Genomic DNA, 11,643 nt, shown 5'->3' with positions numbered 1-11,643 from the left:
TTGAATCAGCGCAGCGGCAGTTCCACTGCGCCTTACCCCATGATGAGGCCCGCATGAGTGACATCCTCGCAGACAGTTTAGATGGCGTAGAACGCCGGTCGCTGGCTGAATTCACCGAAAATGCCTACCTCAACTACTCCATGTACGTGATCATGGACCGTGCCTTGCCGCATATCGGCGACGGCCTGAAACCCGTGCAACGGCGCATCATCTACGCCATGAGTGAGTTGGGCCTGGACGCCGATTCCAAGCACAAGAAATCGGCGCGTACCGTCGGTGACGTGCTGGGTAAATTCCACCCCCACGGCGATTCGGCGTGCTATGAAGCCATGGTGCTGATGGCCCAGCCGTTCAGCTACCGCTACACCCTGGTGGACGGCCAGGGTAACTGGGGTGCCCCGGATGACCCCAAATCCTTCGCCGCCATGCGTTACACCGAGGCGCGGCTGTCGCGTTATTCCGAAGTGCTGCTCAGCGAGCTGGGCCAGGGCACGGCCGACTGGGGGCCGAACTTTGACGGCACCCTCGACGAACCCCTGGTGTTGCCGGCACGTTTGCCGAATATCCTGCTCAATGGCACCACCGGTATTGCGGTCGGCATGGCCACTGACGTGCCGCCGCATAACCTGCGCGAAGTCGCCACCGCCTGCGTGCGCTTGCTCGATGAGCCCAAGGCTACGGTCGAGCAGCTGTGCGAGCATATCCAGGGCCCGGATTACCCGACCGAAGCAGAAATCATCACGCCGCGCGCTGACCTGCTGAAGATGTACGAAACCGGCAAGGGCTCGGTGCGTATGCGCGCCGTGTACCACATCGAAGACGGCGACATTATTGTGACCGCGCTGCCGCACCAGGTATCAGGTGCCAAGGTGCTGGAGCAAATCGCCGCGTTGATGCAGGCCAAGCCGTCAAAGTTGCCGCAAGTGGCCGACCTGCGTGACGAGTCCGACCACGAGAACCCGTGCCGCATCGTGATCATCCCGACCAACAGCCGGGTGGATCATGAAGTGCTGATGCAGCACTTGTTTGCCAGCACCGACCTGGAGTCCAGCTACCGGGTCAACGTCAACATCATCGGCCTGGACGGCAAGCCGCAGCTCAAGAACCTGCGCAACCTGCTGGTGGAATGGCTGGAGTTCCGCGTACAGACCGTGCGCCGCCGCCTGCAATTCCGCCTCGACAAGGTTGAGCGCCGCTTGCACCTGTTGGATGGCTTGCTGATCGCCTACCTCAACCTGGATGAAGTGATCCATATCATCCGTACTGCCGAGCATCCGAAGGCCGAGCTGATCGCGCGTTTCGAGCTGAGCGAGATCCAGGCGGACTACATCCTCGACACCCGCTTGCGCCAGTTGGCACGCCTGGAAGAAATGAAGCTGCGCGACGAGCAGGATGCGCTGCTCAAGGAACAAGCCAAGCTGCAAGCCCTGCTGGGCAGCGAAGCCAAGCTCAAGAAGCTGGTGCGCAGCGAACTGATCAAAGACGCCGAAACCTATGGCGATGACCGTCGCTCGCCTATCGTCGAGCGCGCTGAAGCCAAGGCTTTGACCGAAACCGAGCTGTTGCCCAACGAGAAAATTACCGTCGTTCTGTCGGAAAAGGGTTGGGTTCGCTCCGCCAAAGGGCATGATATTGACGCCACCGGCCTTTCGTACAAAGCCGGTGATGGCTTCAAGACCGCTGCCGCCGGGCGTTCCAATCAGTTTGCGGTGTTTATCGACTCGACCGGGCGCAGTTATTCGGTGCCGGCCCACACCCTGCCGTCTGCACGGGGGCAGGGCGAGCCGTTGACCGGGCGCCTTACGCCGCCACCGGGGGCTAACTTCGAGTGCGTGCTGTTGCCGGATGACGATTCGCTGTATGTCATCGCCTCCGACGCCGGTTACGGCTTCGTGGTCAAGGGTGAAGACCTGCAGGCCAAGAACAAGGCGGGCAAGGCGCTGTTGAGCCTGCCGAACAACGCCAAGGTGATTTTGCCAAGGCCGGTGGAGGATCGTGAAAGCAACTGGCTGGCGTCGGTGACCACCGAAGGGCGCTTGCTGGTGTTCAAGATCAGCGACTTGCCGCAGTTGGGCAAGGGCAAAGGCAACAAGATTATCGGGATTCCCGGTGACCGGGTGGCCAGTCGCGAGGAGTATGTGACTGACATCGCCGTGGTCCCGGAAGGCTCTACCCTGGTGCTCCAGGCCGGCAAGCGCACGTTGTCATTGCGTCCTGACGACCTTGAACACTACAAGGGTGAGCGTGGCCGGCGGGGTAACAAACTGCCGCGAGGCTTCCAGCGAGTGGATGCCTTGCTGGTCGAAACGCCGGTTTAAGCGGTACTAGAGGCCTCGATCTACGATTTAACGCGTAGATCGATGCTTTCGCGCTGGAGTCATGGCGCATATTCACGGATGATATGGCCTTTCCAGCGCCGGCGTGGCCGAGCGTGTTCAGGTTATTTTTAGTATTACATTGTGGTTCGCCTTGTGGCAGCCACTTGGATGGGATGATGACTGCTCCACGCCTTCCTCTATTTTTGATGCTCGCTGGCCTTTTGGGGTTGGCGGGTTGCAGCACACACCAACCGGTGTCGCTGTACCAGCTGGACAGCGGAAGTCCGGCTCAGCCAGCTCAAACCGCTGGCATGGCAGTATTGCTGGGGCCGGTAGTCGTTGCCGACTACCTGCAACGCGAAACCCTGCTTCAACGTCAGAACGACGGTAGCCTGCAAGGTTCCACTGATGGTCGTTGGGCGGGTAGCCTGTCGTCGGATATCAACCAGTTGATGTTGCGTCAGGTCGCCGGCCAGCTAGACAGCCAGCGTGTGGTCCTGGCACCGGGACCGTCCGGGTTCACCCCGGATGTACAGGTGTTGCTGACTATCACGCGGTTGGACTCCGGCAAGTCGCAACCGGCGATCCTGGACGCACAGTGGCGCCTGATCGACCGTCGCGGGCAAGTGCGGGACAACCGCATTGTGCACCTGCAGGAAGAACATGCCGGCACCACCGCGTCCCAGGTCCAGGCCCAGGGTGTGCTGTTGCAGCACCTGGCACAGCAGTTGTCGGTGGCGCTCAAGCCATTGGCCAACCAGCCGCCGATTGCCGAAGCGCAGCCGCGTAAGCAAGCCCCGGCCCAGGCCAAGCCTGCGGCCCCGGAAAAACCGAAGATGCCGATGGCCACGCCGATTCGCACGGACTTGGAAGTGTTCAGGTTCTGATCTGAATAGCGCACAAACAAAAGGCCCGCTGAATAAGCGGGCCTTTTTATTGGGCTGTTCTGTAGGAGCGAGCTTGCTCGCGAAAAGCGTCAACGATAACGCGTGCTTTCTGAATAAACGCGGCGTCTGTGAGTTTTTCGCGAGCAAGCTCGCTCCTACAAAAAGCCTTAGCCTTAGGGCTTGCGGGTCTCATGCATCCGCGCCAACTGCCGTTCCAGCATCGACGGATACGGCTCCATCAACCGCTCCACACAGCTGGCCCCTTCAGGGCTGGCAATCGGGCGGATACGTGCGCGTTGGCGGATCAGCGTGTCTTCACTGATCTTGCGCTCCACCAGCAGCAGGTTGCGGCTGTGCTGGGACAGGGCCAGGGCATCCTGGGCGATTTCGGTGAGCAGCAGGTCGATCTGGCTCATGCCAAACAGGTCGTCACCCACGGTTAGGCCCAGCTGCAGTTGCAGGGTAATGCCGCTGTCGGCCACTTCGATCTGCAGGGCGTGGCCCAGGGCGCGCAACAGCTCGCCGCAGCAGATGGCATTGGTCAGGTAGTCTTCGCCGCTGTCTTCGCTGTGGAACAGCATCAACGTGCTGCCATCGTTCAGGGTATGCAGTTCGCTCTGGTAGAGCGAGGCGGCCTGGTCGAGGCAGTCGCGGTAGCGTTCGAGCAGTTCGGTCAGGCGGGCACGGGGCAGGCGGCGCAGTTGCTCCTGGGCACCCAGTTGCACGGCGAGTACGGCGCTGTGCTGCGGCTCGGCGTTCTTGACCGCAACCGGTTTCGGTGCGGCAGCCGGTGCTACTGCCGAGGTGTCGCGCAGGTCGGCGAACGGGTCTTCGTCGTCCAGCTCGTCTTCCTCGGCCTTGATCACATGGCGCGGCGCAGGCTTGAGGCCGGCCACCGGGGCGCTGTCGTCGAAGCCTGGGTCGCGCAGGTCGCGCACTTCAAACTCAGGCTCGTCGGTGTAGTCCTCGGTGTCGTCGTACTCAGGCTCGGGCTCGACTTCAGGCGCTTTGGGCTCCGGGGCAAAGCTGGCGTGGAGCTGGCGCGCGAGGTCGCCGATTTCGTCCTGGCGATCGGTAGCCGGGGTGTGTTCGTCGATATCCCGCAGCCAGATGCGCAGTTGCATCAACGGCGTGGAGATATGCCGACCCAGGCGCAGGCTCAAGGCCAGGGCCAAAGCCAGCAGAATCGCGCTCAGGATGCCCATGCTTTGCAGGCTGATGGTCATCGGCTGCTGGAACTGCTGCATGTCGAGGCTGATACGCAGTTGGCCGGCCTTCACGTCCTGGAACGTAATATTGCTCTGGTACAGGCCTTCGGCCTCACCGAGCAGGCCGTTTTTCGGGCGCTGCCCGGCCTCGGCCATGATCCGGTTGTCCACGCTATAGATAGCGGCGTGGGCCACCAGCGGGTTCTTGGTCAGGTTGTTGAGCAGCACGTTGAGGCTGAGGATGTCGTTGGACACCAGCAACTCAGTCGCCGAAGTGGCAGTCTGGGTTGTCAGGCTCGCGCCCAGGGCATCAGCTTGCTCGTGCATGGCCTGCTTGAACTGCAAACCCATCACGCAGGCGTAGATCACCAGGGCCAGAGCGACCAGGATCACGTTATGGCTGGCAATGCGCAATGCAATCGGTACACGGCGATAGCGCAGTGCCCGGAAGATCAGCAGGAAGAAGTTATCGGTTTTTACTGGCGTGGGCCGGTTCACTTGCGCTCGGCTCTTGGTCCGTGAAGTTGACGCGCAGTATAGCGACAGGCCCATGGCCGGCAAAGCGCTGGCTGTGCCCGATGGTCACTGAAAGTGGGTAGAATGCGGTTTTTTTCCAGCCTGGGGGTGCGCTTTGCGCGAAATTGTCCTGATCAACATCACGGGTGAAGACCGACCGGGTCTCACCGCAGCCATTACCGGCGTCCTGGCCCAGGGTGGTGTGAACATTCTCGACATCGGCCAGGCGGTGATCCACGACACCTTGTCGTTCGGCATCCTGGTGGAAATCCCCAGCACCGAACAGGCCTCCTCGGTACTCAAGGACATCCTGTTTACGGCGTATAAGCTCGATCAACAGGTACGTTTCACCCCGGTGTCCGAAGCCGATTACCAACATTGGGTCGAAGGCCAGGGCAAAAAGCGCCATATCGTCACCCTGTTGACCCGCAAGGTAACGGCTGAACAGTTGCAGCGCGTCAGCTCCATTACCGCGCAGTACGGATTGAATATCGACCATATCGACCGTCTGTCGGGTCGCATGCCATTAGACACTCCGGCCGACAAGGGCAAGGGCTGCATCGAGTTCTCCGTGCGCGGCGAACCGGCTGACGCGCAAGCGCTGCGCGCCGACTTCCTGAGCGTGGCCCAGGAACTGAATGTCGATATCGCCTTCCAGGAAGACTCCCTGTTCCGTCGCAACCGCCGCTTGGCGGTGTTCGACATGGACTCCACCTTGATCGAAGCCGAAGTCATCGACGAGCTGGCCAAGGCGGCCGGTGTGGGCGAGCAAGTGTCTGAGATTACCGAGCGGGCGATGGCCGGCGAGCTGGATTTTCGTGCCAGCTTCAAGGAACGTCTGGCGTTGCTCAAGGGCCTGGACGTGGGCGTGCTGGATTCGATCGGCGCGTCGTTGCGCCTGACGGAAGGCGCCGAAACCCTGTTCGCCGAACTCAAGCGCCTGGGCTACAAGACCGCCATCCTGTCCGGCGGCTTCACTTACTTCGCCAAGCAGTTGCAGGCCAAGCTGGGCATTGACTATGTATTCGCCAACGAGCTGGAAGTGGTGGATGGCAAAGTGACTGGCGTGGCGGTGGAGCCAATTGTCGACGCGCAACGCAAGGCCGACCTGCTCAAGGAGTTGGCCCACAAGGAAGGCTTGCGCCTGGAGCAGACCATCGCGGTCGGCGACGGCGCCAATGACCTACCGATGCTGGCGATTGCCGGGTTGGGCGTGGCGTTCCGTGCCAAGCCGTTGGTCAAGCAATCGGCCAAGCAGGCGATTTCGACCTTGGGGTTGGATGGCGTGCTGTATCTGCTGGGCTTACGTGACCGCGACGGTCAGCTATAACCCCACAGCTGATCGTTCCCACGCTCCGCGTGGGAACGATCAACTGCAATATCAGGCTTTAGGCAAGGCGATACCCTGGCCCATCTGCACCGGTGTACCCGCTGCCAATTCTTCAGCCCACTTCACCTGGTCTGGCCCGAACAGCACGATGGCGGTGGAGCCCAGTTTGAAACGACCCAGTTCCGCACCTTTTTCCAGATGAATCGGCGCGCGGGCCGCTTCGTCGTAGCGGAAGGTTTTCAGCTCGCGCTTGGGCGGCGTTACCAAACCGGCCCACACGGTTTCAATCGACGCAACGATCATCGCACCCACCAACACCACGGCCATCGGGCCGCGTTCGGTGTCGAACAGGCAGACAGCGCGCTCGTTACGGGCGAACAACTCCGGCACGTTTTCGGCGGTGGTCTGGTTGACCGAGAAAATCCGACCCGGCACATACACCATCTCGCGCAGGGTACCGGCCAATGGCATGTGCACCCGGTGGTAGTCCTTGGGCGACAGGTAAATAGTCGCGAACTCGCCGCCCATGAACGGCGCAGCCATTGCCGCATCGCCACCGAGCAGTTCCAGTACGCTGAAACTGTGGCCCTTGGCCTGGAAGATACGACCATGTTCGATCGGGCCCAGTTGGCTGACCGCGCCATCGGCGGGGCTCAGTACTGCGCCTGGGGTTGGATCCAACGGGCGGGCGCCGTCTTTCAGCGCGCGGGTGAAGAAGGCGTTGAAGTGCTCGTAGGCGCTCAGGTCTTCCACCAGGGCCTGGGACATGTCCACCTGGTAGCGCTTGGCGAACCAGGCAGTGAAGGCGTTCTTGAACCAGCGCACGCGGCACTCGGCGATACAGCCGGCCAGGCGCGACAGCAAGTGGTGCGGCAGCAAGTACTGGCTGAGGATAAACAACTGCTTTTTCATAACTGTCCTTAAACCTTAAATCTCAACGGGGGTGTCGGGGTGGTTGCCCCATTCGCCCCAGGAACCGGCATAACCTTTGACTCGCGGATAACCGAGCGCCTTGGCCACCAGGTAGGTGAAGCCAGAGCGGTGGTGAGTCTGGCAGTGGGTGATGATTTCTTTGTCTTTGGTCAGCCCGAGGTCTTCGAGGATCTGCGGCATGTCACGGCGGATACGCAGGTTGCGCGCCTTGTCCATGCCGGCGGTCCATTCGAAGTTCACCGCGCCGGGAATGTGGCCGCCCTTGGCTGCGAGCACTTTCTCGCCGGAATACTCCAGCGGGCCACGGGCGTCCCAGATCCCCAGGTCGGCCGCGCCGAGACGGCTTTGCAGGTATTCGCGGGTGGCGGTAGGGCCATCGTGCAGCGTGAGGCTGACCGGGCCGCCGGCTGCTGGGGGTGCATCGGTGGAAAGCGGGCGCTTTTCCTCCAGCCATGCCAGCAGGCCGCCGTCGAGGTAGTGGTATTTCTGGTGGCCGATCACGTCGAGCATCCAGATAAAACGCCCAGCCCAACCGCCGCCTTCGTCGTCATAGACCACATAGGTAGCGTCCGGGGTGTGGCCCAGTTCGCCGAACAGTTTTTCCAGGTCGGCCTTGCTCGGCAGCAGGCCGGGTGCCGGAGGCTGGCCCAGTTGAGTGCGCTTGGGGTCAACGAAATGCGCGCCGGGGATATGCCCTTCGGCGTAGCGGGCAGCACTGGTGAGGTCCACCAGTATCAAGTGCTTGGAATCGAGGCGACTCGACAGGTCGGCGGATTCGATCACCAGCGGCAAGCCAGAGAAGTCAGGCATGTGAGGTCTCCTGGGCACAAATGTTGGCGATAAAGGCCGGTGATTGTAGCGCAAGCATCAGGCGCTGCGGTTGGTAAAGCTGTGCAGGGCTTTCTCGATGCATTGGGCGGTTTTGCCGAACGCTTGCACGGTGGTTTCCGAGAACGGCCCGCCGCCCTGGTCCGCCACGATCAGCATGACCACGCGGCCGTTGCAGCTCAGTGAGCGCAGCAGCAGGTGCTCGCCAATAAACAGACGACGCAGGATCGGTGGCAGCAAGGCGGAAAACTGCGCATGGTTGTCGGGGTTCAGGCGTACCTGGGCGGACTTTTCCAGCAGGCGTTGCAGCAACGTGCTGTTGACCACATCCAGGCTCAGGTGAGCCGCGTCCTTGGGCAGACCGTCGGCCTGGTGCACACGCAAGGTGCTCAAGGCGCGATCGGCCATGAATATCAGTACCCGCTGCATGCCACTGGCCACCAGGGCTTCCTTGGCGCAAGTGGTCAGGTGCATGGCGTTGGCAAAGCGGCTCGGTTCCACCAGCAACTCGGTGCAACGCGTGCGCCACACGGCCAAGGCTTCGGCAGTCGGAGGCGGTGCAGGCAGCAAACCGCGATGGACTTTCTGCACATGCCACGGCCAGATCAGTGACAGCGCCGGGTGCCAGAGGTCGGGCATCAAGGTGGTGCGAGCGCTGGTCACCGCTTGCTGGTGGGCTTGCTGTTGCACATCGCTCAATGGCGTTTGCAGGTACAGCGCCGTCAGGTATTGCCAGCGCTCGGTGTGCGGGCAGGTCCAGGATTCCTGGGCCGACATCGCCAGGCCATTGGCCAGCAGCACGGTGTTGGCCGGCTGGTTCAGCCAGCGCCGCAGGTTGGGCTCGGCATCGAGCAATTGCTGGTGGCGCAGGGCGTCGTCTTGACGGGCAATGTGCAGCGCCTTGACCAGCAGGCGTTGCTCGGCCAGCAGCAACTTGTAGCCCTGTGAAACCCAGATCGGCAAATGCCAGGCTTCGGTCAGGCCCAGGCACAGGTCGAGCAAGCGCACGCCGAACAGCTGTTGCTCGACCTGGCGCGCCGATTGGCCTTTATGGATTACCCGCAATTCCCATTCTTCCAGGAGCTTGGGGTAGGCGACGGCCATTGGCCACAGTGGCGACAAAAACAGCAGGCTGCCCCAGTGGATGTCCTGCCATAACCGCGCCAGGCGACTGCCGAACAAACCGTTGGCTTGCTGGGATGCGTGCTGGCTGATCAGCAGCAGCTGACGCAAGGCCACGGGGATTTCGCGGGCGGGTACCGAAGGCAGGCGCGCCAACAACTCCTCGGCACGTTTGAGGCCCAGGCGGTTAAGCGCGACTTCAAGGTTTTCCGCAGGTTCGGCCAGGCTGCCGTGGGCTTGGCTGTTGGCTTCGCGCATCACGCTCAACACCAGGGCCGGGCTGTTGTGCATCAGCTCAGCAATATCTCGCAATGAACTGCGGCTATCGCGAATGGCTTTGCACACGCGCTCATGACTGGCCTGGGGCACGGGCAGCAGCACATCGTCCAGGCACTTGATCCAAGCGGCGAGGGTAGTGGGGCGGTTCGTTGGGACTGTCGGTTCAATTGCCATGATTGGGGCGCGATCATCACTTGCGTTCAACACGCCCGGAACGGGCCTAATTGGCTTTTCGCCTTAACGGGCTATAGTCTGGCGCAGTTTTGCCGATAAGTAGAACAAGAGTTTTGTGCAACACCCCCCTATGTCCATGAACCCGACGGCGCAAGTACCCCTCTCCTATGGCTAAAATTATCGGCATCATTGTCGTCATCGCAAGTGTGCTCGGAGGGTACGTCCTCTCCCACGGTAAAATCGCCGCACTGATCCAGCCTTTCGAAGTGCTGATTATCGGCGGTGCCGCGTTCGGCGCATTTTTGCAGGCCAACCCAGGCTATATGACCATGCACGTGGTCAAGAAGTCCCTGGGCATGTTCAGCTCGCGCTTCTCCCACACGTTTTATCTGGAAGTGCTGGGGCTGATCTACGAGATCCTCAACAAGAGCCGCCGTGAAGGCATGATGGCGATCGAGGGTGATATCGAAGACGCCGCAGCCAGCCCGATTTTTGCCAAGTACCCGGCCGTGCTCAAAGACGAGCGCATGACGGCGTATATCTGCGATTACCTGCGCATCATGTCCTCCGGCAACATGGCACCCCACGAACTGGAAGGCCTGTTCGACATGGAATTGTTCAGCCTCAAGGAAGAGCTGGAGCATCCGTCCCACGCCGTGACCGGCATCGCCGACGGCATGCCCGGTTTCGGTATTGTCGCGGCGGTACTGGGCATCGTGGTGACCATGGCGTCCCTGGGCGAGGGCGATCAGGCGGCCATCGGCATGCACGTAGGTGCGGCGCTGGTGGGCACCTTCTTCGGTATTCTCGCCGCCTATGGTTTCTTCGGCCCGCTCGCCACTTCCCTGGCCCACGATGCCAAGGAAGAGATCAACCTCTACGAAGCGATCAAGGCGTGCCTGGTGGCATCGGCGTCGGGCATGCCGCCGTCGTTGGCCGTGGAGTTCGGGCGCAAGGTGCTGTACCCGAAACATCGCCCGAGTTTCTCCGAGCTGGAACAAGCGGTTCGCGGTCGCTAAGCCATGGAAAACAACCAGCCGATCATCATCAAGCGCGTCAAGCGCTTCGCTGCGGGGCACCATGGCGGTGCCTGGAAAATCGCCTTCGCCGACTTTGCCACGGCGATGATGGCGTTCTTTCTGGTGCTGTGGCTGATGTCCACCGCTACGCCAGAACAGAAGATCGCCATCGCCGGCTACTTCAAAGACCCGATTGGCTTTTCGGAAAGCGGCACGCCGTTTGTCATTGACCTGGGCGGCTCGCCGGAACTGGCGCCCGAGCGCACCATCAACCCGGAAGTGCAAACGGAGTCGCCCCAGGAAAAAATTCCGATTGAGCGCGACACTGTCGAGTCCATGGCCGAACAGGTCGAACAGGAGCGTCTGGAACTGTTGCTGCAGGAATTGCAGAACAAGGTGGAAGAAAACCCACAGTTGCTGAAGTTCAAGGACCAGATTTCCTTCGAAATCACCCCCGAAGGGCTGCGCATCCAGATTACCGATGCGGCCAACCGGCCGATGTTCGACTCTGGCAGTGCGCGCTTGAAGCCGTACTTTGAAGACATCCTGCTGGCCATGGCTGACACCATCAAGGCGGTGCCGAACAAGATCAGCATCAGCGGGCATACCGACGCCAAGCCCTACGCGGGCCAGGGCGATTTTGGCAACTGGGAACTCTCGGCCAACCGCGCCAACGCCGCCCGGCGTGCGCTGGTGGCCGGCAGCTACCCGGACCCGCAAGTAGCGCGCGTGGTGGGCTTTGCCTCCTCGCAGCTGTTTGATCCCAAAGACCCGTTCAACCCGGTCAACCGCCGTATCGACATCGTGGTGCTGACCAAAAAAGCCCAGCGTGCGATTGAAGGCGATCAACCACCGCCACCGGCACCGACCCAGGGCGAGGGCGCGCCTGGCGAAGTGCCGGCCGACCCGAACGCGCTGCCGCCGGAGCAGGAACCGCTGCCGGCCCATGAGCTGCGCCAGAAGCTGAACCTGTTTGATGATGGGGGCGTCAAGGACCCTACGGCGCCTGCGCCGAAGCCGTAAGCTCCA

At 61.5% G+C, this 11,643-nt stretch carries 9 protein-coding genes; 5 read left to right on the top strand and 4 right to left on the bottom strand.

Going from position 1 to position 11,643, the window contains the following annotated elements:
* Positions 1 to 53 precede the first annotated feature (53 nt).
* Together parC and CRN80_RS05865 are read left to right on the top strand one after the other, a co-directional pair.
* A complete protein-coding gene (gene parC / locus CRN80_RS05870; RefSeq protein WP_020301636.1) occupies positions 54 to 2,318 on the top strand; it encodes a DNA topoisomerase IV subunit A in 2,265 nt (754 codons plus the stop codon).
* Between the two features lie 173 nt (positions 2,319 to 2,491).
* Positions 2,492 to 3,205 carry a membrane integrity-associated transporter subunit PqiC gene (locus CRN80_RS05865; RefSeq protein WP_032873461.1) on the top strand — a complete coding sequence of 238 codons (714 nt, stop codon included), beginning with the start codon at positions 2,492 to 2,494 and terminating at the stop codon, positions 3,203 to 3,205.
* 173 nt (positions 3,206 to 3,378) lie between these two features.
* Here CRN80_RS05865 and CRN80_RS05860 read toward each other — a convergent pair whose 3' ends face one another.
* Positions 3,379 to 4,911 (bottom strand): HAMP domain-containing protein, encoded by a 1,533-nt coding sequence (locus tag CRN80_RS05860; protein WP_098949732.1) that lies wholly within the window; start codon positions 4,909 to 4,911, stop codon positions 3,379 to 3,381.
* 133 nt (positions 4,912 to 5,044) lie between these two features.
* Here CRN80_RS05860 and serB point away from each other — a divergent pair, with 133 nt between their 5' ends.
* Complete coding sequence (gene serB, locus CRN80_RS05855; protein ID WP_003188034.1) at positions 5,045 to 6,259, top strand: phosphoserine phosphatase SerB; 1,215 nt, start codon at positions 5,045 to 5,047, stop codon at positions 6,257 to 6,259.
* A gap of 51 nt (positions 6,260 to 6,310) precedes the next feature.
* Here serB and asd read toward each other — a convergent pair whose 3' ends face one another.
* The 3 genes from asd to CRN80_RS05840 are packed head-to-tail and all read right to left on the bottom strand — an operon-like array spanning position 6,311 to position 9,595.
* A complete protein-coding gene (gene asd, locus CRN80_RS05850) occupies positions 6,311 to 7,171 on the bottom strand; it encodes an archaetidylserine decarboxylase (protein ID WP_003188035.1) in 861 nt (286 codons plus the stop codon).
* Between the two features lie 15 nt (positions 7,172 to 7,186).
* Positions 7,187 to 8,002, bottom strand: a complete 816-nt coding sequence (locus CRN80_RS05845; protein WP_098949731.1) for a rhodanese-like domain-containing protein — start codon at positions 8,000 to 8,002, stop codon at positions 7,187 to 7,189.
* A 57-nt stretch (positions 8,003 to 8,059) separates the two neighbouring features.
* Positions 8,060 to 9,595 (bottom strand): HDOD domain-containing protein, encoded by a 1,536-nt coding sequence (locus CRN80_RS05840; RefSeq protein ID WP_032893857.1) that lies wholly within the window; start codon positions 9,593 to 9,595, stop codon positions 8,060 to 8,062.
* 167 nt (positions 9,596 to 9,762) lie between these two features.
* Here CRN80_RS05840 and motA point away from each other — a divergent pair, with 167 nt between their 5' ends.
* Together motA and motB are read left to right on the top strand one after the other, a co-directional pair.
* The gene (motA, locus tag CRN80_RS05835; RefSeq protein ID WP_003188041.1) at positions 9,763 to 10,614 is read left to right on the top strand and encodes a flagellar motor stator protein MotA; all 852 of its coding nucleotides are present in this window, start codon (positions 9,763 to 9,765) and stop codon (positions 10,612 to 10,614) included.
* Between the two features lie 3 nt (positions 10,615 to 10,617).
* A complete protein-coding gene (gene motB / locus CRN80_RS05830; protein WP_098949730.1) occupies positions 10,618 to 11,637 on the top strand; it encodes a flagellar motor protein MotB in 1,020 nt (339 codons plus the stop codon).
* Positions 11,638 to 11,643 lie beyond the last annotated feature (6 nt).

The sequence above is a fragment of the Pseudomonas sp. FDAARGOS_380 genome, from assembly GCF_002591235.1.
In the GTDB taxonomy this organism is placed as follows: domain Bacteria; phylum Pseudomonadota; class Gammaproteobacteria; order Pseudomonadales; family Pseudomonadaceae; genus Aquipseudomonas; species Aquipseudomonas salmasensis.
The sequence above is the reverse complement of the archived record's forward strand: the minus strand, read 5'-3'. Positions and strand labels throughout refer to the sequence as shown.